A 26,001-nucleotide genomic window follows, 5' to 3' on the forward strand; every position below is an offset into this window, starting at 1 on the left:
AAGATAAAACTAAAATTAGTTTTTATAGGATCTTGCTTTATAATATGTGTTTCTGAATAATTAAATTATTCTGGTTATAAATAAGGTAAGATTTTTATTTTAGAAATCTATTAAAGATAAATTTGTCTTTTAATATGTTTTTAAATACATTTGTATAAAATTAAATCAACTAGTCTATGTTTTCAAAAGCCTGTGAGTATGGTATTCGCGCCTCGATATTTATTGCTACAAAATCATCACAAGGAATTAGGGTTGGGATAAAAGATGTGGCGAAAGAAATTGATTCTCCAGAACCTTTTACTGCCAAAATAATGCAGATTCTTACCAAAAACGGAATTATAGATTCGGCAAAAGGTGTAGGAGGTGGTTTTGAGGTTTCTACTGATAAAGTAAAATCTATTAAATTAATTCAGATTGTTGATGCCATTGATGGTGATAACATATATAAAGGATGCGGTATCGGATTAAAAGAATGTTCAGAAGTGCATCCTTGCCCGGTACATAATCAATTTAAGCAAATACGTGAATTACTTTTAGATATGCTTACAAATACAACCCTGGAAGAACTCGCATTAGGTGTAAAATCAGGAGATTCTTTTCTTAAAGCATTAAACAAAAACAATTAATATTATATAATTTAAATACTCAAAAATGAATAAAAAAGTCAAAATTTCGATTGTAATGCTAATGGGATGTTTAGCAATAACTTCATGTGGTAAAAAAGAAACTGCACCAACTGATACGCCAACAGAGGTAAGTGAGCCAACAGAGGATTCTGAAGGGCAAACAGCAGCAGTTAGTAATGTTTTGGTTATTGAAGGAAATGATCAAATGCAATTTAATACCAAAGAGTTAAAAGCTGTAGCAGGAAAACCTATCACGCTAACATTAAAACACGTAGGTAAGATTCCTAAAGCTGCGATGGGACATAACGTAGTTATTTTGCAGGAAGGTACAGATGAAGCTGCTTTTGCGGGTAAAGCTGCTGCTGCTAAAGACACTGATTATATTCCTGCTTCAGAAAAAGCTTCGATTATCGCTCATACTAAATTAATTGGTGGAGGAGAAGAGGATACTATTGAGTTTACTGTAGATAAAAAAGGAACATACAATTTTTTATGTACTTTCCCAGGGCATGTTGCCATGATGAAAGGTGTTTTAATTGTTGAATAATTAAAGAACTCTAATCCATAAATTAGTGGGTTAGAGTTTTTTATTAAACTAATAAAGGATAAAAAAGTCTTTTATTGATGAAATTTAAAAAAATGAAAAGAGAAAAAAAATTATGGATAGCATTTGCTTTGGTAATGAGCATCTCGTTTGCTGTTTTGGGGTATTATGGCTATGAAATTTACCAACAAGCGCCACCAATCCCTAAACAAATAGTTTCAGATAGCGGAAAACTTATTTTTTCTGAAGATGAGATTAAAGACGGGCAAAATGTTTGGCAAAGTATAGGAGGACAAGAGGTAGGATCTATTTGGGGACACGGTGCTTATGTAGCACCAGATTGGACTGCCGATTGGTTGCATAGAGAAGCCATGTTTATTCTGAACAAATATTCGAAAGAAGATTTTGGTAAAGAATTTAATGACTTAGATAAGGAAAAACAAGCAGCATTAAAGATACGCTTACAAAAAGATGTGAGAACAAATCGTTATGATAAAAATTCACAAACACTTACAATTTCAGAAAATAGAGTAGCAGCAATTCAATATCTTAGTGAATATTATCAAGGACTTTTTACCAATGATCCTAAGTTTGATAAATTAAGAGAAGAATATGCAATTCCTAAAAACTCAATAAAAGACGAAGCAAGAATGCATAAAATGAATGCATTTTTCTTTTGGGCTACTTGGGCAACTGTAACCCAACGTCCCGATTCGGATATTTCATACACACACAACTGGCCATCAGACGAATTGGTTGGTAATAATGCCACAAAAGAATTGCTTGCCTGGTCGGGTGTCAGTATTATTTTACTGATTTTTAGTATCGGAATCCTAGTGTTTTATCATGCAAAATCGGGTGAAGAAGAGGAGTTTCCGCTTCCTAGTAAAGATCCAATACTTAATCAGGGGATGACTCCATCGATGCATTTGATCAAAAAATATTTCTGGGTAGTAAGTTTATTGATGATCTTGCAAATGGCACTAGGGATAATCACAGCTCATTATGGTGTAGAAGGAAATGCTTTATATGGCATTCCCATAGATCAAATTTTACCTTACGCAGTTACACGAACCTGGCACACACAATTAGCTATTTTTTGGATAGCAACAGCTTGGTTGGCTACAGGATTATATATTGCTCCGGCAGTTTCGGGAAAAGACCCTAAATTTCAATGTTTTGGAGTAAACTTCTTGTTTATTGCTTTATTAATCATTGTTTTGGGTTCAATGGTAGGACAATGGTTTGGGGTAATGCAAAAACTAGATTTAGTACAAAACTTTTGGTTTGGACACCAAGGATACGAATATGTAGATCTGGGACGTTTCTGGCAAATATTCCTTTTAGTTGGATTATTCTTATGGTTGGCATTAATGATACGTCCGCTAATTCCTATTTTAAAGAAAAAGACAGAAGAAAAAAATCTAATCATTTTATTCTTGATTTCTTGTACAGCAATTGCCATGTTTTATGGAGCAGGATTAATGTGGGGAAGACAAACAAATTTAGCCATTGCCGAATATTGGAGATGGTGGGTTGTACACCTATGGGTAGAAGGATTCTTTGAAGTATTTGCAACAGTTGTTATCGCATTTTTATTTGTTCGTTTGGGATTATTAAAAACTAAAACAGCTACTTTAAATGTATTATTTGCAACTATTATTTTTATGTCGGGAGGTATTCTTGGAACTTTCCATCACTTGTACTTTTCTGGAACACCAACAGCTATTATGGCATTAGGAGCTTCATTTAGTGCATTAGAAGTTGTACCGCTTACATTAATAGGTTTTGAAGCATACCAAAATTATAAATTGTCAAAATCTACACAATGGATTATTGATTACAAATGGCCTATTTACTTTATGATAGCCGTTGCGTTTTGGAATTTCCTTGGAGCTGGAGTTTTCGGATTCATTATCAATCCGCCAATTGCATTGTATTATGTACAAGGTTTAAATACAACACCTCTTCACGCACACACAGCATTGTTTGGTGTTTACGGAATGTTAGGAATTGGTTTAATGCTTTTTGTTTTAAGAAGTTTATACAGAAATATTACCTGGAACGAGAAACTACTTAAAATTACGTTTTGGTCATTAAATATAGGGTTGTTTTTAATGGCTGTATTGAGTTTGTTGCCAATAGGAATTTGGCAAGCTATCGAAAGTATTGATCACGGAATGTGGTATGCACGTTCATCAGAGTTAATGCAACAACCTACAATGATTACTTTAAAATGGATGCGTGCCATAGGGGATTCTATCTTCGGAATAGGAATTATAACTACGGCTTGGTTTGTCTTTGATTTGACATTAAAAAACAGAAGAAAATAATAAAATAAAAATAATATCATGGAAAATTTACAAAATAAAACAATAGGAACATTTGTAGCAGAAGATTTTAGAACTGCTGCAGTATTTTCAAAATATAAAATCGATTTTTGTTGCAAAGGAAACAGAACCATCGACGAAGTTTGTGCAAAGCAAGAAATTGACTCTAAAGTTTTACTTAAAAAAATTAAAGAAGCTTTATCAGCCGAAGATACTAATGCAATAGACTTTAACTCATGGCCATTGGATTTATTGGCTGATTATATTGAGAAAACACACCACCGTTATGTAGAGGATAAATCAATCATTATAATGCAATTTCTAAATAAACTTTGCAGTGTTCATGGAGGGAATCATCCAGAATTGTTTAAGATAAACCAATTGTTTACCGAATGTGCTGGCGAATTAGCTCAACACATGAAAAAAGAAGAATTGATGTTATTCCCTTTTATAAAAAAGATGGTTAAAGCAAAAGAAACAGACGAAGCTTTAGCACAACCTCCTTTTGGAACTGTATCGAACCCAATTGCAATGATGATGCATGAGCATGACGCCGAGGGAGAACGCTTTCGCGAAATTGCCAGCCTAACTAATGATTATCAGGCGCCAAGTGACGGATGTACTACTTACAAAGTAACGTATGCTATGCTAAAAGAATTTGAAGAGAATTTGCACACACACATTCATCTGGAAAATAATATCTTGTTTCCTAAAGCAATGATTCTGGAAAAAGAGTTTTCTTAAAAAATAAGAATGTATAATTAATTAAAAGAATGCACCGATAAATTAATTAACATCGGTGCATTTTTATTTCTATAAATATGAGATTAGGATTATTTTGAACTACTTTTAATTTAAATAAAGATGAAATTATTAACTAAAATGAGTTCGCAAAAAAGTTGGGTTGTATGTTGCTTCTTTAATTTTTTAATAGCTTCGCTTATGGGGTTGTTAATGCGTTATGTCTATCTATTTCCTTTAAATATAAATTATAGTTTCTTACTTCATGCACATTCACATGTAGCGATGTTAGGTTGGGCTTATTTGATGATTTATGTTTTAATTGTTCGTTTTTTTATCTCAAAAGAAAAAAGTCAGAAACCAATTTATAATCAGTTATTCTGGGTTACCGAATTTGCTGTTATTGGTATGATGGTAACTTTCCCGATTCAGGGATATGCTTTGTTTTCGATTATATTTTCTACAATGCATATTGTACTCAGTTATGTTTTTTGTTGGCTGGTTTGGAGAGATGGTTTTAAGGATAAAAGAAGCGATCATAAACTTTTATTGGCAGCGATTTTATTTATGGTTTTCTCGACTTTCGGAGTTTGGTGTTTAGGGCCAGCAGTAAGTATGTTGGGGAAACAAAGTGCTTTTTATCAAATTGCAATTCAGTTTTTCCTGCATTTTCAGTTTAATGGATGGTTTTTGTTTGCGGTTTTGGCTTTATTCTTAAAGCAATTTGAAGATAAAATAGAAAAAAAGTCGTTCAAAATATTCTTTACTTTACTCATCATAGCTACATTTTTAACCGTAGCATTTCCTGTAAGTTGGTATGTCGACAACAATTTATTAAGTTGGATTAATACTATTGGAGTTGTTTTGCAATTGGTTGCTTTTGTCCATTTTTATAAAATGCTAAAGCCTCAAATAAACTCGTTTAAAGCTAATTTAGATTCAACGACTAAAATAGTATATGGTTTGGCGTTGTGTTCTTTATTCTTGAAAATAGGCATACAATTATTGGTTTTAATACCTAATCTAGCCGAAATTTCACATCAGATCCGAAACTTTATAATTGGTTTTATTCATTTAACAACTTTAGGTATAATCACAGGATTTTTGCTTGGAGTATTAATTCAGAATAAGCTGCTTTCGCATCAATCTTATTTACTTCGTGCAGGAATAAAGTGTTTTATTTTGGGATATATAGCAACAGAAATATTGCTATTTATTCAAGGGGGATTTCTTTATTTTGGTAAAGGAGCGCTTTGGGGTTATTACGAAGAAATTTTCGGAACAAGCGTTCTTATTGTTGTAGGGTTAAGTTTAATTACAGCTTCAATCATTAAGACAAAAAATGTTAGATTGTAATATTTTTTCGCCACAGATTATTATAATTAAAAGGATTCTAACACTTTGTCAATAAAAGGAACGCGGATTAAACGGATTCGCTAAGGCGAAAACGCGATCCCGAAGCGTCGGGACGGATTTTCTTTTTATTGTTTTAAAATCAGTTTTTATCCGCGTCTTTACTTTTGTAAATCAGCTCTAATCCGCGTTCTTTTTTGCTACAGGTTAACTTTGCGCTCCTTGCGGTTAATTCTCCTGAATATTATAAAACAAAAAACAAGAGTCGATTAATCAAAATCTTCCCTTGTTCTTTACGAATTAATTAACCTATTTAATTTTTTCTGCTTCCAGATTTATTCTGTCTACTGTTTTATCATTGTTTACTCCTAAGCCTTCTTGTTGGTAAATTAATTCTCCATCAGGATTAAAAACACTTATAATATTGGAGTGTGAAAAATCTATGGGAGATATTTTTTTATAATTAACAGCTAGAACAGCTGCAAATTCTCGAGTATTATCTTCTGTAGAACGTAAGAAAATCCACGGGTCATTTTCCATTTTATTAGCAATAGCAAATGCTTTTAGTTTTTCGGGAGTATCAGTTTCAGGATCAATACTTACGAGAATAAGTTTTACGTTTTTCTTTGTTTCTTTATTTAATCGAGATTCTATATTTCTCATATCAGCAACTAATCTTGGGCAAGCAGCTTTACAAGTTGTATAAATCATTACCATAACCAGAACATTTCCTTTTAGACTTTTTAGTTCGATATCTTTTCCATCTTGGGTTGTCCATTGTGAAGGCAAATTATAAATGGATAAATCACTAATTGGTTTGTCTTCTGTGGCTAATGAACCGTCTTCTTTTTTAGATTCTTTGCAACTTTGCAAAGTAAAAAGAAGAATGAAAATTACCATTATTGTTTTTTTCATTTTTAAATGATTTAAAATTATAGCTTTGTTGTACTAGCACATCTAAAACCTAGATTTCGCGTTGAATATTGCGCTTTAAGACTTCCTCTAAAGGCATATCGCATAAAAGCAGCATAATCCATCAAGTCGGATGCATTTACAGATGCGCCTCCACAAAAAAGATTTTTATCGTCGCTTTTATCTTTTCTGGATTCTCCAGACAAAAAGATACTATTAAAGTCTGAAGTCCATTCCCATACTAAACCATGCATGTCATAAACGCCCCAATAATTTTTGAACGTTTGTCCAATAGGATTTTCATACGTTTTTGATTTCTCGTACCAGGACAAAATATATTTATTAAATTCAGTTTTAGTTCTGGCATCAATCCTTTTTTCATCTGCCATGGCAACATATTCCCATTCGTCCATTGTAGGCAATCGCTTTCCTTGACATTCACAATATTTTTTGGCAGCAAACCAAGAAACGTTGGTTACAGGAGCTTTTGGATTTGAATTTCCGAAATCAAAATCCGATTTCCAATAAGACAGATAACTTTTGTCTGCAAAAAGTCCTTTTATTTTAGATTTGCTATAGCTTGGATTCTTTTTGAGGAAACTCAAAAACTCATTGTTTGTAACAGGATTAACATCTATAAAAAAAGGTTTTACAACGACAGGCGTTTTTGTTGTAGCCCCGTAAAGAGGGACAAAGGAGCCCTCTTTTATCGGAACTATTTTCGATTCTTGTGCCCATACCATTCCCGTAATATGAGCCAAGAAAAGAATAATAATGAAAATGCTTTTTTGCATACTATTTGGTGTTGTTATCTTTGTGCTTTTACCATTTCGGGAGTAACATCTGTTTTATTATTTCCCCAACTGTTGTATATATAAGTCATAACATTTGCTATTTCATCATCAGATAAATTCTGGCTAGGCATAACATTGTTATATTTTTTACCATTTACAGTTATCTCTCCACTTAAACCATGCAGGATTGTTTTAATTGCTCTGTTAGCATCTGCATTAAGATAATCTGATTTTGCAAGAGGAGGGAACGTACTAGGAATTCCTTGCCCTTCGGATTGGTGACAAGCAAAACAGGTTGTGCCAAAAATTTCTTTTCCAATTTTTACCTTTTCTGCTACAGTTCTTTTTGGAATTACTGTTTTAGCAGCTCCATTATCAGGCATTTTCTGAATTGTTCCTCCTTCTGGTAAATAGATACCTTCTTGGATAGTTCCAGAATATATGTTTTTATGCTCAGCACCTTCTACTTTTAGTATTCCTAGTGCACCTTTATTAAATGCTCTAAAAATGGAGTGATCGACTATGACAAAACTTCCCGGAGTTTCTACTTTAAAATCAACTATAGATGCTCCACCAGCAGGAATTAGCGTAGTTTGAACATTTTTATTAATCATGCTTCCACCTTCTACATGTACATTATCAAATATTTCACCAATAACATGGAAAGAAGATACTAAGTTTGGTCCACCATTACCAACAAATAAACGAACCGTTTCACCAACTTTTGCAGTAAGTTCACCTCCATTTGTTAATGAACCAACTTTCCCGTTAAATACAACATAATCAGGTGTTTCTTTTACCGCTTTATTCATGTCAAAAGGCTGAAGTCCTTGAGCTCCATATTCACCTTGAGTGTAAAAATCACCTTGCATAACGTAGTATTCTTTGTCTACTGGAGGAAGACCACCTTCAGGCTCTACCAAAATTAAACCATACATTCCGTTTGCAATGTGCATTCCAACAGGAGCTGTAGCGCAATGGTAAACATATAGTCCAGGGTTTATTACTTTAAAGCTAAACACTTTTTCATGACCAGGTGCTACAAGTGATGATGATGCTCCACCACCAGGGCCCGTAACGGCATGTAAATCGATATTGTGTGGAAGTTTATTATCCGGATGGTTTTTTAAATGAAATTCGACTTCATCACCAACACGAGTTCTAATAAAACTTCCTGGAACAGAACCTCCAAATGTCCAATAGGTATATTTTACACCATCAGTCATAGTTCCTTCCTGCTCTTTAATTTCCATATTAACTTTTAGTTTCATGGCAGGTCTGTTACCAACTGGTTTTGGTACCATTGGTGGAGCTGTAAGTTCAGCTTCCATTTCTCCATCAGTTTTAATATCAGTGTAATTCGTAGATTCTTCTCCTTTTTTACATGATGCTAATAATAACATTGCAAAAATTGCACAAAAAACAGCTCTCAATTTTAAGGGCATTTTATATTTCTTTTTCATAACAAGTTTGGTTTATTTTAGTTTTAAATCTTTAAACAAAAATAAAAGACTGTTTTGTCTTTTATTATGATAAAAGTCATGTAAGTCATATAAAATATAATTTAATTCAAAATTGTTCTTATTTAATTGCGTTTAATCTTGTTAAAGGTGTGAGTTAAAATTTAACTTAATTATTTGGATATTGATATTCAGAATATTTTTCAATAAAAATAATTGCCAAACTCTATTTTAGAATAATAATCATTATTTTTGCACGCTGTTTAAATTAAAATTATTACTTCAAAATATATTTATGGTAAAAGATTTATTCGAAAGAATTCAGAACAATAAAGGACCATTAGGAAAATGGGCTTCACAAGCTGAGGGCTATTTTGTGTTTCCTAAATTAGAAGGTGAACTTGGCCCAAGAATGCAGTTTGGTGGAAAAAATATTTTAAACTGGAGTTTGAATGACTATTTAGGTTTAGCAAATCATCCAGAAGTACGTAAGGCTGATATTGATGCTGCAACTCAGTTTGGTGCAGCTTACCCAATGGGAGCACGTATGATGTCTGGTCATACTAAATATCATGAGCAATTAGAAAATGAATTGGCTGATTTTGTAATGAAACCAGCAGCTTATTTGTTGAATTTTGGTTATCAGGGAATGGTATCTATCATTGATGCATTGGTTACTAAAAATGACATTATCGTGTATGATGTAGATTCTCACGCTTGTATTATTGATGGTGTTCGTTTGCACATGGGTAAACGTTTTACTTACAAACACAATGATCTTGAGAGTATGGAGAAAAACCTGCAACGTGCTACAAAAATGGCAACTGAAACAGGTGGTGGGATTTTATTTATTACCGAAGGTGTCTTTGGAATGCGAGGACAACAAGGAAAATTGAAAGAAATCGTTGCTCTTAAACAAAAATACAATTTCAGATTATTAGTAGATGATGCACACGGTTTTGGTACACTTGGTAAAACAGGAGCTGGAGCAGGTGAGGAGCAAGGAGTTCAGGATGATATCGATGTTTACTTCTCTACTTTTGCTAAATCTATGGCAAATATCGGAGCTTTCGTAGCTGCAGATAAAGATATTATCGATTATTTAAAATATAATTTACGTTCTCAAATGTTTGCAAAAGCATTGCCAATGATTCAAACAATTGGTTCATTAAAACGTTTAGAATTATTGCGTAATCACCCAGAATTGAAAGATAAACTTTGGGAAAATGTAAATGCATTGCAAAACGGATTACGTTCTAGAAACTTTAATATTGGTGATACAAATACATGTGTAACTCCAGTTTATCTTCAAGGAAGTGTACCAGAAGCGATGGTAATGGTAAATGATTTAAGAGAAAACTACGGTATTTTCTTGTCAATTGTTATCTATCCAGTTATTCCAAAAGGAATTATTTTATTAAGAATGATACCTACTACATCTCATACTTTGGCAGATATTGATGAGACACTTACAGCTTTTGAAGCTATTCGTGAAAAATTAGAAAATGGAACTTATAAAGAAATTGCTAGTAGAACTACAGTTGATTTAGATGCATAGTTACAATCCAATATTCAATTGAATATATGGGAATTATATAAAAAAATCCATTCGTTATGCGAATGGATTTTTTTTGTTTATGACTATTATGTACTATATTTAACATTCAAACTTTTAAACGGAATAATTATGAAAAAAATAATAGCAATAATAGGAGCCGTTACATTAGTATTGGTTTCTTGTAAAAAAGAGAAACAAGAAGAGATAATCCCTAGTACGGTCGAATCTGCAAAAATCGAAGAATCTGTAGGCAAACAATGTTTTCAATCGGTAACTAATAAGGATACAGTCATGCTGACTTTAAACACAAATTCTCATAATGAAGTAGATGGGCAATTGACGTACAAGATTTATCAAAAAGATAAAAACGAAGGAACTATAATAGGGAGCATAAAAGGAGATACACTTATTGCTGATTATACTTTTAAATCTGAAGGAGTTTCTTCTATAAGAGAAGTTGCTTTCCTGAAAAAAGCAGGAACTTTTATTGAGGGATATGGAGACCTTATAGAAACAAATGGTAAATTGGTATTTAAAGATAAAAAGCTTTTAAAATTTGATTCAAAAATGACTTTATCAAAGGTTGATTGCAAATAGTTTGGGAGCTGAGAGAATAAAAAAATCCATTCGCATAACGAATGGATTTTTTATTATAATTCTTTACGAAAAGTAGCTCTTCGCTTGTGTATTACAGGATCAAAATGTTTCCATAAATTATGGATAGCTACATTATCTGATAATTCAGGAGTTCTATAGCAATTAACAATTCCTTTTTCTTTAAAAGTATGGTAATATTCATTGAAGATAATAGCAGTTACAGCCTTGTTCTGATACTCAGGGTGAACACCAATCAAGTAAAAAATCATATCCTTACTATGCTTTTTTGCTTTAAGCAAATGAAGAAATCCAAACGGGAATAATTTTCCTTTTGTTTTCTGTAAAGCTTCCGAAAAGGATGGCATTACAATACTAAAAGCGACAATGTTATGGTCTTTATCTTCTACAAATTTTATAAATTCGGGATTGATAAAACTGATGTATTTCTTTTTGAAGTATTCTTTCTGTACATCCGATATTGCTACAAATGAAGATAAAGAAGCGTAAGATTCATTAAATAAATCAAACATCTTATCTACGTGAGGCATAACTTCTTTAGTTGTCTTAAAGTTAAGCGGTTTTAATTGGTATCTTTTCTTAACCAACTCATTTGCCTTTTCAAAAAACTCTGGTTTTACGTTAGCAAAAGGGAATTTACTTTCGTCGTATTTTTTTTCTACCACATAACCCAATTGTTCAAAATGAGTTGCGTAATAGGGATGATTATACCAAGTAATCATCGTTCCTATTTCGTTAAAACCCTCGGTTAAAACTCCAACTTTATCCAGATTAGAGAATCCCATTGGACCCTCAACATATTCCAGGTTGTTTTTTCGTCCTAATTCATATACTCTTTCAAGTAAAACTTTGGTAACTTCGATATCATCAATAACATCAAACCAACCAAAACGGACTTTCTTTTTTTGTTGTCCATTAACTTCATCCCAGTTAATTATGGCAGCAATTCGTCCTACAATTTCATTGTTTCTAGAGGCTACATAAAAAGTAGCTTCGGCATTTTCGAATGCAGGATTTTTGGTTTTATCAAAAGTCTCTAACTCATCAGCAATAATAGGTGGAACCCAATATTTATTGTCTTTATATAAAGAGAAAGGAAATTTTACAAATTCGGTTAATTCCTTTTTAGTTTTAGCTTCTTGTATTGTAATCATTAAGACGGTATTGTATAGTTTGTTTTCCTAAAATAGAGACAACGAATATAGTTATCTTTCCTATAATTAAAAAATTCTTGTATATAGAAAGCCCAAATTAATGGGCTTTCTAGTTATTAATGATTGTTTTATCTATTTGCACTTTGATGCTGAATGTAACGTGATTACATTTTTTATTTGATTATCGTAATTTCACCGTTCATTTGCTCTTGAGGGATGTCTAAAACTAAGGTTCCGTTTAGCCATACCTTTTCGACTATAATGATGTTACATTCTCCTGTCTCTCTTCTGTATTGTGCTTTTAAAGTATCCGTTTCTGTTTTATTCCAATGTAAATAGGTAATAGGATATTCTTCGTCTGGCGAACTATTTAATCCCAATATAAAATTTAAATGAGTACCATTATTATCTTTAGTATTGTAGATGTTGATAGCATTACTCTCTGCTCTAATTATTTTGTCATTAACTAAGTAATCAGCGTAAATGAGGTTTATCGGGTATTTATCGGAGTCCAAAATGTTTTCGGTAGAACTATTTTTAAGATTAATCTTAATTGAATTAGAAAATGTAGTACACATTATTGCTTCACGATCATTATTGCATGAAGTAAAAATAACTAGTATTAAAATAAATAATTGTTTCATGATAGTCTGATTTATGGAGTTATATTGTATACTACAGAAATTTGATTGTTGTATGAAGCTTTTCCTGGATTAAAATTGTTATAATCATAAAACCCATCATAATTACCACCCCATCCCCAATTCATATAAAGTTGTAATGTAGTAACGCCGTATCCAGTACAATTTCCATTACTATCTTTTTGATAATATGTATTTCTTTGATAACCATCACAAACCCACGAATGTCCACTTCCATAAGAAGAATACCCTCCTAGAATTACAGGTTTGTTAGCATCGATATTACTTGTAATTAAACGGGTGTCACTATTGTCTGTAGTATAAGTTGCATTAGAATATCCAAAATAATTTTTTAGAGCTGGAGCTATATCTGCCGAGTAGGCTCCAGAACCATCACAACCATACTCCATGTTTACAGATGAACCTGCATTTTTCATTAAGAGTTGGGTATTGTAACTACCGTAGTTAGGAGGCATACTTGACCAATTGTAAGTATTAGGTTTTTTGAAAAAGTATAATACCTGTGCCATAGCTGTTGCTACGCAACCTGTAGGAGCTTTTCCTCCAGCATTATTAGGGCAGTTATATGGGACCAAGTCGTTATAACCCCAAGATTGATCCCAAGTTGTTTTTAAAAGGGGGCCTTTTGTAATATTTGTATCGGGACAATCTGTCCTTGAATCTGGAGCTATTTTATTGGTTGTATTCGGGGATTTTACGGCTATACTGTTATCTGTAATTGCTTCCCATTCTTGTTGAATTTCTTTACTTTGTGGGAGTTTATCATCTATAATATTTTGGATTTGTTCTTTTCCTCTTTTTATCCATTCCTGTATAGGAGGAATAATTTCTGTAGGGACTGAAGAAAAACTTCCAGTGTCAGAAAATGCTAGTATTGGGGTTACTCTATTATCGGCAGCTATAATGATAAACCCACCCTGTTTGTAGTTAATTACATAAAATGCCTTTTTATTTTTTTTCGTTTCATGTGCTATAATAGTATTAATCATTTTAGGATTGTCTACTCCTTTATTGGTAATGTTGTTTTTTTTAAAAAACGACTGAGCAACATCTAAGGCTATGTTTTCATTGATACTATTATTACTTGTAGAATTTAAATTAGTATTTTCTTGTTTGTCACAAGAAATAATAAAACTTAATAAAAATAAGAATGTCGATTTTGCTAAAATTGCGAAAAATTTAGCTTTAAAATTTTTTTGCATAATAAGAATTTTATTGATTAATAGAAATGATAATAATGCTAATTATCAAATGTAAGTAATATTAGACAATAAAAATCTTAAAGCATAAAATTTTTCTTATAATTTAAATTATTCAAAAGTAGCTTTACGCTTTTGTTCCATTAACTGATAATCTTCTTCTTTTTCTTTTTTCTTGCTTTTTTTAGGGTTTTTGTCTTTTTTACCTTTTTTATCAGTAAAATTCATCTGAACCTCTTTATATTTTGCATCGTAACGCCAAGAAAAACCTACTCCACCATAAAAAATAGAAGGAGTGTCTTTAAAATTAGTACTTATAGAAGCGTCGATTTGCATGCTTTTGTTTAGTAAATATGCAGCACCACCTCTAATAATACAATCGCTATAAAAGTCGCTTTTGTATCCTTGATTTTCGACAAAACCAGACCATTTATCATTAAAACCTCTTGTAAGTGTTAATACATATCCATAACTAGGATAGTCGGTGGTAATATAATCGGCAATGATATTGGTTACAAAAACCCATTTTCCATCGCCTAAGTGGTTTTGAGTAATCAACATGATTTTTGGAGAAATGCTAGATTCATTTGAAAAAGCATACGGATTTCCTGCAAAAGTAAAATTAGCTCCCGCAAAAATAGAAACCGCAGGAATTAATTGATGCCAGTCAAATTTTTGATTAGCCTTCCAGCTATAAATATTAGGTTTCTTTTCGTAGTTTTTAAAAGGATCGTAGATTAAATATTTAGCTCCAAGTATAGTTTGCTTAAAATCATTTTTTTTGTAACTATTAAAAGGAGTGCTGTAATCTTCCATTTGGTATTGCAAATCGGCGATAAGCTCAAGTTGCTCACGAAAAAGTCCCCAGCGAAGCGTTAAATCAGTACCGAAACCACTTGCGTTATAATTTAATAAGTCATGTTTTTCATTAATTCCATAAACACCAACTTCAGCTTGTATTACAGATTTTCCTACAGCAAAAGCAGACATTGTTTCTCCTGGGCGGTTTGAATTAATTACATCGGTATGTTGTCCGAAAAAAAGATAAGGCGTTAAAAAAACGCTGGAAATAATCAAGTTTCTGATTTTAAACATATTATTTTTATTAGTTAAAAAGTAATAACGCATTTCAAATGTACTATATTTTATTATTAATTTAAGATTGATATTTTAATTTTGAAGAATGGATTTATTATTTTTGAAAAAAATTATATGATTATGCAAACAGCATCTTTTTCAGGTCTTATAAAAGCGATTTTTTATATGATTGCTTTTTATTACATTTTTAGATTCTTGGCAAAATTATTTCTGCCAGTTTTAGTTAAAAAAGTAGTAGATAAAGCAGGTGAAAACTTTCAGAGACAACAGCAACAACAATATAGACAACCACAAGATAATTCATGGCAAAAAACCAGAACAAATGATGAGGTTATAATTGACACGGCCAATGCGAAAAATCCTCGTGAAACCAAAAAAGTAGGCGATTACGTTGATTACGAAGAAATAGATTAAGTTTGTAGTCAAAATAATAGATTTTCATCCATAACCAAACCCACCAAAATTGAAAGTAATAAATAAGCTTTATCCGCATGCCCTTGTTATATTGGGATTTGTACTCGTTTCTTTAATTTATTTTTATCCTGTATTACAAGGAAAACAGATTTTTCAATCGGATATTGCACAATATACCGGAATGGCCAAGGAACAAAATGATTTCAGAGCAACTGAACATTCTGAGCCATATTGGACAAATTCGGCTTTTGGCGGAATGCCAACTTATCAACTAGGAGCTAATTATCCACATGATTATGTAGGTCAGATAGATGATGCTTTACGATTTTTACCTCGTCCGGCAGATTATCTGTTTCTATATTTCTTAGGGTTTTATGGTTTGTTATTGGTTTTAAGAATCGACCCGCTTAAAGCTTTTATCGGAGCATTAGCTTTTGGGTTCTCTACTTATTTAATTATCATTCTTGGAGTTGGACATAATGCCAAAGCGCATGCTATTGCGTATATGCCACTGGTTATCGCCGGATTTATACTCGTATTCCAGAAAAAATATATTCTCGGAGGTTTGCTCACCATGTTTGCGGTAGCGTTAGAAATTAATGCTAACCACTTCCAGATGACGTATTATTTATTGATATTCTTATTGATTCTTTCAGGATATTATACTTTTAATTTTATTAAAGAAAAAGAATATAAGCCACTTTTAATTTCATTTGGAGTTTTGGCAGTAGCCGGAATTTTCGCTTTAGGCGCAAATGCTACTAATTTATTGGCTACTAGCGAATATGCTAGTTTTAGTACCAGAGGAAAAAGTGAACTTACATTTAATCCAGATGGTTCAAAAAGTAATACAAACGGAAGCGCATTAAGTCGCGATTATATTACAGAATACAGTTACGGAATTGCTGAAAGTTTTAACTTAATTGCACCAAGATTATTTGGTGGTTCTAATAGTGAAAATGTTGGTACAGATAGTAAGATGTACGAATTCATGATTGGACAAGGTGTTCCAGAAGGTCAAGCTCAGGATTTTGTTTCGGCAATGCCAACGTATTGGGGAGATCAGCCTATTGTAGCTGCTCCAGCATATATAGGTGCTATTGTTTTCTTTTTGGCAGTTTTGGCTTTGTTTATTGATGACCGAAAAATTAAATATGTATTCTTTTCGGGAGCAATGGTTGCTTTAGTACTTTCCTGGGGTAAAAACTTTCCAATATTAACTGATTTCTTTATCGATCATGTTCCTATGTATGATAAATTTAGAGCAGTTTCTTCTATACAGGTTATTTTAGAATTATGTTTCCCTGTTCTTGCAATTATGGGATTACAATCTTTCTTTAAACTAAAAGACATTGACCCAAAACTACAGCAAAAAGGATTGGTGCAAACTGGAGTATTTAGTATTGGTGTTTTACTAATATTAGTTTTCTGCAAGAGTATGTTTAATTTTTCAGGAGGTAGCGATAGTTATTTCTTAGAGAATTACGGACCTGATTTTGTAGATGCATTAAAAGAAGACAGAAGAACATTATACTCAGCAGATTTGTTGCGTTCTGGATTCTTTATAGTAGTTACTTTTGGAGTATTATGGTTCTTTATCAAGAATAAATTATCTCAAAATGCAGCATTAATTATTGTGAGTGTTTTTATGATTTTTGATTTGTTCTTTGTTGATAAAAAATATGTTTCGGCCAAAGATTTTGTAAGCGGAAGAGAGGTTGCAGTTCCTTTTCAGGAAACACCTTCGGATGTGCAAATTTTAAAAGACACTACACATTATAGAGTTTTTGAAGTAAATGGTAACTTATCAAGTGCTAGAGCTTCTTATTTCCATAAATCAATTGGTGGATATCATGCTGCAAAACCAAGAAGAATGCAACAGTTATTTGACTATCAGATAGCCAAAAATAATATGGAAGTATTGGATATGTTAAATATAAAATACATTATCCAAACAAATAAAGAAGGACAAGAATTCCCGACAATAAACCCAAATACTAACGGTAATGCTTGGTTTGTAAAAGATGTAAAATTGGTAAATACTGCCGATGCCGAAATGAAACTTTTGGATCACTTAGATACTAAGAATGTAGCAGTGTTTAATATTCATGATCATGGCTCTAAATTTAAAAGTGCTCGATTAAAGAAAAAATGGGATGCAAGCGGAACTATAAAATTAGACGTTTATAAACCAAATTATATTAAATATACATCGGATAACTTAAATGATGGTTTAGCAGTATTCTCTGAGATTTATTATGAAAAAGGATGGAATGCTTACATTGATGGTAAACTTACAAATCATTTTCCTGTAGATTACGTGTTAAGAGCTCTTGAGGTTCCTGAAGGAAAACATAAAATAGAATTTAAATTTGAGCCAGAAGTTGTTAAAACTGGTAGTATGATTACACTTGCTAGTTCAATAGGTATGCTAGTTCTTTTGATCGGAGGAATTTATTTTGAAAGAAAAAAAACGATTACTGTAAAGTAATCGGTTTTCAATCTCAGTTTGCAACTTTAAACATTAAACCACTTTTTTCTTGGAACAAAAGAAACTCCTAATTATAACATATTACTTTCCACCAGCTGGAGGACCTGGCGTGCAACGTTGGTTGAAATTTGTAAAATATTTACCCGAATTTGGTGTTCAGCCAATTGTATATGTACCAGAAAATCCAACATATCCTATTGTTGATGAAGGTTTGATAAATGAAGTTTCGGATCAGGTAATTGTTATCAAGAATAAAATTATTGAGCCTTATCAATTAGCTTCATTTTTTTCGAAAAACAAAACAAAGAAAATAGCTTCTGGAATTATCCCGAATCAGAAAAAGCAATCTTTTCTGGATAAAACATTCCTTTGGATTCGTGGTAATTTATTTATTCCCGATGCTCGTGTTTTATGGGTAAAACCATCGGTTTCTTTTCTAGAAAAATACATTGTTGAAAATAATATCGATACGATTGTAACTTCTGGTCCGCCACATAGTTTGCATCTTATTGGTTTAGAATTAAAACAAAAATTAAATGTAAAGTGGTTTGCCGATTTTCGTGATCCATGGACTACGATAGGTTATCATAAATCATTGCGTTTATCAAGTTATGCTGCTAAAAAACATAAGAAATTAGAACATCAGGTTTTAAACACTGCCGATACTATTCTTGTTACAAGCAAAACTACCAAAGCAGAATTTCAGGAAATAACAACAAAACCTATTGAAGTTATTACCAATGGTTATGATGTAGAAAATGTCGAAAAGCAAACATTAGATACCAAGTTTACTTTGGCACATATCGGTTCTTTTTTATCCGAAAGAAATCCTCTTTTTTTATGGGAATGTTTGGTTGAGTTATTACAGGAAATCCCTGAATTCAAACAACATTTGCAAGTAAAACTAATTGGTGCAGTTAGTCAGGAAGTATTAGAAACAATCGAGAAGTTCAAACTGAATGATTACCTGAATAATTTAGGTTATGTTTCGCATAACGAAGCTATTGCTCATCAAAGGAAATCTCAGGTTTTATTGTTAATCGAAATAAATTCAGAAGATACAAAGAGTATTATTCCGGGTAAGTTGTTTGAATACATGGTTTCTAATAGACCAATAATTGCAATTGGACCTAAAGGTTCTGACTTCTCAGATATTATAACTCAGACAAATACGGGTGTGTTTTTTGACTATTCTGAAAAAATGAAATTAAAAAGTGTAATTTTGGATTTTTATAATCAATTTTTAGAAGGAAAACTACAATCAAACGGAGTTGGATTGCAGCAATATTCTAGAAAAAACCTAACAAAACAGTTAGCACAATTGATTAAATAGAATACTTTTTAAAATTTCAATAAAAAACATAAATACCTTCAATGGGCATAGTCTTAAATCAGTCTTTTAAAAATACTATTATAACATATATTGGTTTTGGTATTGGTGCAATAAACACGCTTTATTTATATCCGATTTATTTAGGCGAAACGTATTATGGTTTAACAAATTACGTTACTTCAGCGGCAAATGTTATCATGCCTTTGTTTGCTATCGGGATGCAAAATACATTAGTCAAGTTTTATTCTCAATATAAAACAGAAGAAGAGAGAGAGCAGTTTTTGTCCTTTACAGCACTATTTCCTGTTTTAATGTGTATTCCTTTGGGAATAATTGGACTTTTCTTTTTTGATGATATCACGGCTTTTGTATCAAAGAAAAATCCTGTTGTAAAAGAGTTTATCTTATTGATTCCTTTTATCGGAATTTGTATGGCTTATTTCGAGATTTTTTATGCTTGGGCAAGAGTACATATGCATTCCGTTTTTGGTAATTTTATCAAAGAAGTTGGTTTAAGATTATTTTCTACACTTGCTTTGGTAGGATTATATTTTGATTGGATAACTTTAATTCAATTTGTATATGTGACAGCTGCAATTTATTTTATAGCTTTTATCGTAACGATGTTTTATGCTTTTAGTATCAAAAAGCCTAAGTTTCAGATTACAATACCTGCAAATGTAAAAAGTGTAATGGAATATACGTTTTACATAATCCTTTCAGGAAGTGTAGCCAATTTGCTTTTGGATGGAGATAAGCTTATGCTTAATCAGTATATGAAAATTGAGAATATTGCTTATTATTCGGTAGCAACATATATAGCCTTGGTGATCTCGGTTCCGAGTCGTGCCATGCATCAAATTGTATATCCTATTACGGCTAAGTTAATGCACGATGATAAACACGATGAGTTGAATGATTTGTACAAAAAGACATCTATTAACTTACAGATCGTTGGTGGATTTGTGATGTTGTGTATTTTCGTAAATATTAATCAGTTATACGAAATCGTTCCTGAGGAATATAGAGGAGGAGTTCCTGTTGTTTTTATGATTGGATTGTCTAAATATTTTGATCTTATTTTAGGGAATAATAATGCTATTATTTTTAATACAAAATATTACCGAACGGTATTGTTCTTAGGATTAGGTTTAGTTGTTTTAACCTTTGTTTTAAATATAATTTTTATACCGATTTATGGTATTACAGGTTCTGCATTTGCAACGTTGTTATCTATTACAGCATACAGTTTGGCAAAATTACTTTTTGTAGTTAAGAAACTTCATTTGTATCCTTTTACTAAACAAAACTTGTATTCATTACTGGTTACAACGGTATTGTTTCTATTGTTTTACTTTTGGGAATTTCCAGTTTATCCTTTAATCGGAATTGCTTTAAAATCAGTTATTGTGACGGTTTTTTATGTGTATTTAAACTATAAATTTGCTATCTCTAAAGAGATAAATCAAGTAATAAATAAGTTTATAGGCAAGCTTGGAATTAAAATTTAGTAAGAAATAAGGTCACGAACTAAAAGTGATGCATTTTGTTTTTATATTTGTTATAACCGCTTGTGGTTTTATTACATACAAATATGAAAAAGAGAATAATTGTTTTTCTGTTTATTTCGTTGCTATTAGTTTCACAAGTTAGTTTTGCTCAAAAGGCAAAAAAACAACCTGAAAAAGAAATCGTTCAAAGTAATACTGTCGATACGATTGCTAAAATTAATTTAAAAGGATATCCTGTAACACCTTTTAAAGACACCCTTTTTTATGTTTATAATAAAGTAGGTTCATTCTCGGCAGAGAATAGAGCCAAAGCCATTTCAGACAAAATAAAAAAGATTTATGAAGATGCTTTTTTTGTAAGCGATTCTCTAAAAATTATTCCTTCGGATATAAGTTTGGATATTGTTTACGAAAGTGATTTTGTAATAATGTCGATTCTGGAAGCGGATGCGAAATCTGAGAATATGCCAGCTGCCAATGTTGCCAAGCGTAATTTTACGGCAATAAAAAGAGCTATTCTTTTTCAGAATGAAAACTATTCTTTATTACCAAAAAGACTCGGGTTTACGGCTCTGCTAATATTAATTCTTGGTCTTGTATTGTTTTTTGTAGGCAAACTTTTTAATAAAGGAAGTCTTTATGTATCCAGAAATAAAAAAAAGTATTTTACAGGATATAAATACAATGAGATAACTATTCTTAGTCCGCAAAAGCAACATTTTTTGGCATTACGATTAATAGGAGCTATAAAGGTTTTCGTTTTGTTATTAATTGTGTATTTATCTTTACCAATACTCTTTAGTATTTTTCCTGCTACCGAAGGTTATACAACAACTTTATTACGATGGATTCTTACGCCTGCAAAATTGGCTGTAATGGGTTTTCTGGCATTTCTTCCTAATTTGTTTACAATACTTGTAATTGCATTTATTTTTAGATACACCTTAAAAGGGATTAAGTTTTTTGTAGATGAGATTAGTAAAGGAAACATAAAAATAGATGGTTTTTATAGTGATTGGGCAAAACCAACCTTTAATATCATACGTTTTTTAATGTATGCCTTTATGTTGGTTATTATTTTTCCGTACTTACCAGGTTCGGATTCACCTATATTTAAAGGAGTTTCGGTATTTGTGGGAATCTTATTTTCATTAGGATCGTCTAATGCAATTGCTAATATGGTTGCAGGACTTGTAATAACCTATATGCGCCCTTTTAAAATAGGAGATTTTATAAAAATAGGAGATGTAAGTGGGGAAGTAATCGAAAAAACGGCTTTGGTTACGCGTGTAAGAACACCAAAATTTGAGGACATTACAATACCGAATTCAACTGTTTTATCGAGTACATCGACTAATTATTCGGCAAATACAAAAGAAGATGCAAGAGGATTGGTTATGCATTCTACCGTTACAATTGGATACGATGTACCTTGGAGAGATGTTCATAAAGCATTAATTAATGCAGCTACAAAAACAGATTTTATAGAAACTACTCCGGCTCCGTTTGTTTTGCAAACAAGTTTGGATGATTTTTATGTTGCTTATGAAATTAATGCTTATACCAAAGAACCTCAGAAACAACCTCAAATTTATTCATCCCTACATCAAAATATTCAAGATAGTTTTAACGAAGCTGGTATCGAAATTATGTCGCCACATTATAAAGCGCTGCGTGATGGAAATAAAACGACAATACCCGAAGACTATTTAGGTAATAATTACGAAACTCCTACGTTTAATATAAATGGCAAGTTATAATTTGTTTAAAAGGAATTAGATAGCTAAAAAAAAAGAGAATTGCCTTATGTGTAATGAAACTTTTAATAAGGGACTCTATCTTGTGGAATTAATATTTTTTAGTGTTTTATGATGAAAAGTTAATTGTAATATCACTAAAAGTGGGTATTGTGTAGTTTCTGATTGTGAGCTAATTTTGCTTTCTAAATTCCCCCAAATAAATTATTAAAGTAAATAGCTAAAATAATTTTAATTAACGATTATGAAAAGCCCACAGTTTACACAAGAAGAAAGTCTACAAGTATTTTCGAATATAATTTCAAATAAAATACATAACGGTTTTATCTTAGAAGAAAGAAACGATGAAATGCTTTTTGCAGTTTTATCAAAAGGGGAGAGAGTAGTTGATCATAGTTTTAATTTCCTGATTTGTTGCTTAACATTCGGATTATGGTCTATTGCGTGGTTATACTTAACCATAGAATCATCTAAAAACAAAAAGATATTAGTTGCCATCGATGAAGATGGAATTCCTTTTGAAGATAAATGTTACTACGAATAATTTAAGATTACAGCTTGTCTTTTAGATAAATACCTGTTATAGATTTTTTTACTTTAACGATTTCTTCCGGAGTTCCTTCGGCCAATAATTCTCCACCATTTTCTCCACCTTCTGGACCTAAATCTATTATCCAGTCGGCACATTTTATAAGGTCAAGATTGTGTTCAATCACAATTATAGAATGTCCTTTGTCTATCAATGCATCAAATGAAGCTAATAATTTCTTGATATCATGAAAATGAAGTCCAGTTGTAGGTTCATCAAAAACAAATAAAGCTTTATCTTTTGTCGCTCCTTTTACCAAGAACGAAGCCAGTTTTATACGTTGTGCTTCACCACCAGAAAGAGTCGAAGACGATTGTCCTAATTGTACATATCCTAAACCAACATCTTGTAGAGGTTGCAATTTTTGAGTAATCTTAGTTTGGCTGTTTTTAGAAAAGAAACTAATAGCATCATCAATAGTCATGGTTAAGATGTCATTGATGTTTTTGTCGTCAAAAGTAATTTCTAATACTTCTTTCTTGAAGCGTTTTCCGCCGCAAGTTTCGCATGGCAACTGTACATCTGCCATAAAAACCATCTCGACGTTAATAGAGCCTTCACCTTTACAAGTTTCGCATCTTCCACCATCTACGTTAAAAGAAAAATGTTTGGCTTGGTAACCTCTTATTTTTGATAGTTTTTCTTTAGCATATAATTCTCGTATATCATCATAAGCCTTAATGTAGGTTACAGGATTAGAACGTGAACTTCTTCCAATAGGATTTTGATCGACATATTCGATATGTTTTATTTGCGAGAAAGAACCTTTTATTTCGGTAAATTGACCTGCTTTTTCGGCTGCATTATCTAGTTTTTTCTGAATTGCAGGGAACAAAATCTTTTTAACAAGCGTACTTTTTCCGCTACCAGAAACTCCCGTAATTACAGTTAAAACATCTAATGGGAAAGTAACATCTATATTCTTAAGGTTGTTTTCGCGAGCACCAATAACCTGTACGAAGTTTTTAGATTTACGGCGGTGTTTAGGAACAGTAATTTCTAAATCGCCATTTAAATATTTAGCTGTTAGAGAAGTTGATTTTAATATTTCGTCATACGTTCCCTGAGCCACTAATTCTCCTCCAAAAGTTCCTGCTTCAGGACCAATATCTATAATCATATCGGCAGCTTTCATGATGTCTTCATCATGTTCTACAACAATTACCGTATTGCCTAAATCACGAAGAGAAAGTAATACTTTTATCAATCGTTCAGAATCCTTAGGGTGCAAACCAATACTAGGCTCATCTAGAATATACATAGATCCAACCAAACTACTTCCTAAAGAAGTTGCCAGATTGATACGCTGAGATTCTCCACCAGAAAGAGTCGAAGAATTTCGGTTTAAAGTAAGATAAGATAATCCGACTTCCGTTAAAAAGGATAATCTATTATTAATTTCGACCAATAAACGTTTTGCGATTTGTTTTTCGTAAACGTTAAGATCTATTTCGTTGAAAAAAGTAACTAAATGCTGAATTGGTAAATCGACTAAATCTGAAACCGTTTTGCCATTTATTTTTACATAAGAAGCTTCTATTCGTAAACGTTTTCCTTTACAAACATGGCATTTTGTTTTTCCGCGGTAACGCGAAAGCATTACTCTGTTCTGAATTTTATAATTTTTCTCTTCTAGTTCTTTGAAGAAATCATTTAAACCTTCAAAATATTGATTTCCTTTCCAGATTAACTCTTTTTGTTCCTCGCTTAATTGAAAGTAAGGTTTGTGTATCGGGAAATCAAATTTATGTGAATTATTTACCAACTGATCACGAAACCAACTCATGCTTTCGCCACGCCATGGGAAAATAGCATTCTCGTAAATAGATAAAGAAGTATTAGGAACGACTAAATCGGCATCGATACCAATAATATTTCCATATCCTTCGCAAGCAGGACAAGCGCCGTATGGATTGTTGAAACTGAATAAATGCGGATTTGGTTCTAAAAATGTGATTCCGTCTAACTCAAAATTATTAGAGTAACTGAATCTTTTATTGGTGTTTAATTCTTGTAAAAAACAAATTCCTTTTCCTTCAAAAAATGCAGTTTGAACAGCATCCGAAAGACGGTTGAAAAACTCTTCTTCGTCTTTTACAACGATTCTATCAATAATCAATAATATATCCTGATCCTTTTTCGCGTCAAGCGAAGAAGCAAATTCATCAAGACGAACCATTTCGTTATCGATTAAGATACGTGCAAAACCTTGTTGTAATAAAACATTAAGTTTCTCTTCTAGTTTTCTTCCTTTTTCAAGATGAATAGGAGCAAGAAGCAACCATTTACTATCTAATTCGAAGCTTTTTACATCGGTAACAACATCGGTAACGGTATTTTTTTTGACTTCCTGACCAGAAATAGGAGAGTATGTGCGACCAATTCTTGCAAAAAGTAACTTTACATAATCGTAAATTTCTGTAGATGTTCCTACAGTCGAGCGCGCATTGGTAGTATTTACTTTTTGCTCAATAGCAATTGCAGGAGCAATTCCTTTTATGTATTCGACTTTTGGTTTATCTAATCGACCTAAAAACTGACGTGCATACGATGACAAACTCTCGACATAACGACGTTGTCCTTCGGCATACAAAGTATCAAAAGCCAAACTTGATTTTCCAGAACCCGAAAGTCCCGTGATAACAACAAGTTTGTTTCTTGGAATGGCAACATCTACATTTTTTAAATTATGTACCTGAGCACCTTTAATGATGATATTTTTCTTTGGGTCGAGTGTAGAAAGGTCAATTTGCATACAAAAAATCAATTTCCACAAAAGTAATCAATTTTCATTTGAGTTATGTTAAGGATAGGAACTCAATTTGTTTAAAATAATGTGATAATTATTGTTTTAGAGTTT

Annotated in this window: 21 protein-coding genes; 13 read left to right on the forward strand and 8 right to left on the reverse strand. The window is 32.1% G+C overall.

Annotated elements, in window-relative coordinates; all coding sequences use genetic code 11:
* The first annotated feature begins 176 nt into the window (after positions 1-176).
* The 5 genes from SHI72_RS03695 (at position 177) to SHI72_RS03715 (ending at position 5,597) form a co-directional block, all read left to right on the forward strand.
* Positions 177-626, forward strand: a complete 450-nt coding sequence (locus SHI72_RS03695) for an RrF2 family transcriptional regulator (protein WP_039112605.1) — start codon at positions 177-179, stop codon at positions 624-626.
* A 25-nt stretch (positions 627-651) separates the two neighbouring features.
* Complete coding sequence (azu, locus tag SHI72_RS03700) at positions 652-1,173, forward strand: azurin (RefSeq protein ID WP_039112606.1); 522 nt, start codon at positions 652-654, stop codon at positions 1,171-1,173.
* A gap of 92 nt (positions 1,174-1,265) precedes the next feature.
* Positions 1,266-3,503 carry a nitric-oxide reductase large subunit gene (locus tag SHI72_RS03705; protein WP_323489087.1) on the forward strand — a complete coding sequence of 746 codons (2,238 nt, stop codon included), beginning with the start codon at positions 1,266-1,268 and terminating at the stop codon, positions 3,501-3,503.
* Between the two features lie 18 nt (positions 3,504-3,521).
* The gene (ric, locus tag SHI72_RS03710; RefSeq protein ID WP_039112608.1) at positions 3,522-4,244 is read left to right on the forward strand and encodes an iron-sulfur cluster repair di-iron protein; all 723 of its coding nucleotides are present in this window, start codon (positions 3,522-3,524) and stop codon (positions 4,242-4,244) included.
* A gap of 120 nt (positions 4,245-4,364) precedes the next feature.
* Entirely contained in the window at positions 4,365-5,597 is a 1,233-nt protein-coding gene (locus SHI72_RS03715; protein WP_323489088.1) for a hypothetical protein, read from the forward strand.
* Between the two features lie 306 nt (positions 5,598-5,903).
* Here SHI72_RS03715 and SHI72_RS03720 read toward each other — a convergent pair whose 3' ends face one another.
* The 3 genes from SHI72_RS03720 to nirK are packed head-to-tail and all read right to left on the reverse strand — an operon-like array spanning position 5,904 to position 8,703.
* Positions 5,904-6,509 carry an SCO family protein gene (locus SHI72_RS03720; RefSeq protein WP_323489089.1) on the reverse strand — a complete coding sequence of 202 codons (606 nt, stop codon included), beginning with the start codon at positions 6,507-6,509 and terminating at the stop codon, positions 5,904-5,906.
* Between the two features lie 17 nt (positions 6,510-6,526).
* Complete coding sequence (locus SHI72_RS03725) at positions 6,527-7,300, reverse strand: formylglycine-generating enzyme family protein (protein WP_323489090.1); 774 nt, start codon at positions 7,298-7,300, stop codon at positions 6,527-6,529.
* Between the two features lie 14 nt (positions 7,301-7,314).
* Positions 7,315-8,703 carry a copper-containing nitrite reductase gene (gene nirK / locus SHI72_RS03730; RefSeq protein ID WP_409417914.1) on the reverse strand — a complete coding sequence of 463 codons (1,389 nt, stop codon included), beginning with the start codon at positions 8,701-8,703 and terminating at the stop codon, positions 7,315-7,317.
* A 352-nt stretch (positions 8,704-9,055) separates the two neighbouring features.
* On the opposite strand from nirK, the gene SHI72_RS03735 reads away from it, so the two are divergent.
* Together SHI72_RS03735 and SHI72_RS03740 are read left to right on the forward strand one after the other, a co-directional pair.
* Positions 9,056-10,318 carry an aminotransferase class I/II-fold pyridoxal phosphate-dependent enzyme gene (locus tag SHI72_RS03735; protein WP_039117131.1) on the forward strand — a complete coding sequence of 421 codons (1,263 nt, stop codon included), beginning with the start codon at positions 9,056-9,058 and terminating at the stop codon, positions 10,316-10,318.
* A 129-nt stretch (positions 10,319-10,447) separates the two neighbouring features.
* Entirely contained in the window at positions 10,448-10,915 is a 468-nt protein-coding gene (locus SHI72_RS03740; RefSeq protein ID WP_323489092.1) for a hypothetical protein, read from the forward strand.
* A 53-nt stretch (positions 10,916-10,968) separates the two neighbouring features.
* Here the strand turns inward: SHI72_RS03740 and SHI72_RS03745 are convergent, their stop codons facing one another.
* The 4 genes from SHI72_RS03745 to SHI72_RS03760 all read right to left on the reverse strand — a co-directional run bounded on the left by SHI72_RS03745 (position 10,969) and on the right by SHI72_RS03760 (position 15,043).
* The gene (locus SHI72_RS03745; RefSeq protein ID WP_323489093.1) at positions 10,969-12,087 is read right to left on the reverse strand and encodes a GTP cyclohydrolase; all 1,119 of its coding nucleotides are present in this window, start codon (positions 12,085-12,087) and stop codon (positions 10,969-10,971) included.
* Positions 12,088-12,260: 173 nt separating this feature from the next.
* Positions 12,261-12,731, reverse strand: coding sequence for a hypothetical protein (locus tag SHI72_RS03750; protein WP_039112618.1), 471 nt, complete (start codon positions 12,729-12,731; stop codon positions 12,261-12,263).
* Between the two features lie 11 nt (positions 12,732-12,742).
* On the reverse strand, positions 12,743-13,951 hold the full coding sequence (locus tag SHI72_RS03755; protein WP_323489094.1) for a C10 family peptidase: 1,209 nt from the start codon (positions 13,949-13,951) through the stop codon (positions 12,743-12,745).
* A gap of 108 nt (positions 13,952-14,059) precedes the next feature.
* Positions 14,060-15,043, reverse strand: coding sequence for a transporter (locus SHI72_RS03760; protein ID WP_039117133.1), 984 nt, complete (start codon positions 15,041-15,043; stop codon positions 14,060-14,062).
* Positions 15,044-15,166: 123 nt separating this feature from the next.
* On the opposite strand from SHI72_RS03760, the gene SHI72_RS03765 reads away from it, so the two are divergent.
* The 6 genes from SHI72_RS03765 to SHI72_RS03790 all read left to right on the forward strand — a co-directional run bounded on the left by SHI72_RS03765 (position 15,167) and on the right by SHI72_RS03790 (position 23,096).
* Positions 15,167-15,460 (forward strand): DUF4834 family protein, encoded by a 294-nt coding sequence (locus SHI72_RS03765; protein WP_039117189.1) that lies wholly within the window; start codon positions 15,167-15,169, stop codon positions 15,458-15,460.
* 49 nt (positions 15,461-15,509) lie between these two features.
* On the forward strand, positions 15,510-17,951 hold the full coding sequence (locus tag SHI72_RS03770; protein WP_323489095.1) for a YfhO family protein: 2,442 nt from the start codon (positions 15,510-15,512) through the stop codon (positions 17,949-17,951).
* Between the two features lie 49 nt (positions 17,952-18,000).
* Positions 18,001-19,284 carry a glycosyltransferase family 4 protein gene (locus SHI72_RS03775; RefSeq protein WP_323489096.1) on the forward strand — a complete coding sequence of 428 codons (1,284 nt, stop codon included), beginning with the start codon at positions 18,001-18,003 and terminating at the stop codon, positions 19,282-19,284.
* Positions 19,285-19,325: 41 nt separating this feature from the next.
* A complete protein-coding gene (locus SHI72_RS03780; protein WP_323489097.1) occupies positions 19,326-20,795 on the forward strand; it encodes a lipopolysaccharide biosynthesis protein in 1,470 nt (489 codons plus the stop codon).
* Positions 20,796-20,878: 83 nt separating this feature from the next.
* Entirely contained in the window at positions 20,879-22,555 is a 1,677-nt protein-coding gene (locus SHI72_RS03785) for a mechanosensitive ion channel family protein (RefSeq protein ID WP_086894889.1), read from the forward strand.
* A 241-nt stretch (positions 22,556-22,796) separates the two neighbouring features.
* Entirely contained in the window at positions 22,797-23,096 is a 300-nt protein-coding gene (locus SHI72_RS03790) for a hypothetical protein (RefSeq protein WP_035623094.1), read from the forward strand.
* Between the two features lie 7 nt (positions 23,097-23,103).
* Here the strand turns inward: SHI72_RS03790 and uvrA are convergent, their stop codons facing one another.
* Positions 23,104-25,896 carry an excinuclease ABC subunit UvrA gene (uvrA, locus tag SHI72_RS03795; protein ID WP_323489098.1) on the reverse strand — a complete coding sequence of 931 codons (2,793 nt, stop codon included), beginning with the start codon at positions 25,894-25,896 and terminating at the stop codon, positions 23,104-23,106.
* Positions 25,897-26,001: the final 105 nt, after the last annotated feature.

This window comes from Flavobacterium sp. PL02 (genome assembly GCF_035013205.1).
Classification (GTDB): Bacteria; Bacteroidota; Bacteroidia; order Flavobacteriales; family Flavobacteriaceae; genus Flavobacterium.

Bases quoted from the DNA above. Each gene is read 5' to 3' on its own strand.
- SHI72_RS03745 (WP_323489093.1), bottom strand. From the start codon at position 12,087: ATGATTACAATACAAGAAGCTAAAACTAAAAAGGAATTAACCGAATTT.
- SHI72_RS03755 (WP_323489094.1), bottom strand. From the start codon at position 13,951: ATGCAAAAAAATTTTAAAGCTAAATTTTTCGCAATTTTAGCAAAATCG.
- SHI72_RS03790 (WP_035623094.1), top strand. From the start codon at position 22,797: ATGAAAAGCCCACAGTTTACACAAGAAGAAAGTCTACAAGTATTTTCG.
- SHI72_RS03750 (WP_039112618.1), bottom strand. From the start codon at position 12,731: ATGAAACAATTATTTATTTTAATACTAGTTATTTTTACTTCATGCAAT.
- SHI72_RS03695 (WP_039112605.1), top strand. From the start codon at position 177: ATGTTTTCAAAAGCCTGTGAGTATGGTATTCGCGCCTCGATATTTATT.
- SHI72_RS03740 (WP_323489092.1), top strand. From the start codon at position 10,448: ATGAAAAAAATAATAGCAATAATAGGAGCCGTTACATTAGTATTGGTT.
- SHI72_RS03785 (WP_086894889.1), top strand. From the start codon at position 20,879: ATGAAAAAGAGAATAATTGTTTTTCTGTTTATTTCGTTGCTATTAGTT.
- ric (WP_039112608.1), top strand. From the start codon at position 3,522: ATGGAAAATTTACAAAATAAAACAATAGGAACATTTGTAGCAGAAGAT.
- azu (WP_039112606.1), top strand. From the start codon at position 652: ATGAATAAAAAAGTCAAAATTTCGATTGTAATGCTAATGGGATGTTTA.
- SHI72_RS03720 (WP_323489089.1), bottom strand. From the start codon at position 6,509: ATGAAAAAAACAATAATGGTAATTTTCATTCTTCTTTTTACTTTGCAA.
- nirK (WP_409417914.1), bottom strand. From the start codon at position 8,703: ATGTTATTATTAGCATCATGTAAAAAAGGAGAAGAATCTACGAATTAC.
- SHI72_RS03725 (WP_323489090.1), bottom strand. From the start codon at position 7,300: ATGCAAAAAAGCATTTTCATTATTATTCTTTTCTTGGCTCATATTACG.
- SHI72_RS03765 (WP_039117189.1), top strand. From the start codon at position 15,167: ATGCAAACAGCATCTTTTTCAGGTCTTATAAAAGCGATTTTTTATATG.
- SHI72_RS03705 (WP_323489087.1), top strand. From the start codon at position 1,266: ATGAAAAGAGAAAAAAAATTATGGATAGCATTTGCTTTGGTAATGAGC.
- SHI72_RS03780 (WP_323489097.1), top strand. From the start codon at position 19,326: ATGGGCATAGTCTTAAATCAGTCTTTTAAAAATACTATTATAACATAT.
- SHI72_RS03760 (WP_039117133.1), bottom strand. From the start codon at position 15,043: ATGTTTAAAATCAGAAACTTGATTATTTCCAGCGTTTTTTTAACGCCT.
- SHI72_RS03715 (WP_323489088.1), top strand. From the start codon at position 4,365: ATGAAATTATTAACTAAAATGAGTTCGCAAAAAAGTTGGGTTGTATGT.
- SHI72_RS03735 (WP_039117131.1), top strand. From the start codon at position 9,056: ATGGTAAAAGATTTATTCGAAAGAATTCAGAACAATAAAGGACCATTA.
- uvrA (WP_323489098.1), bottom strand. From the start codon at position 25,896: ATGCAAATTGACCTTTCTACACTCGACCCAAAGAAAAATATCATCATT.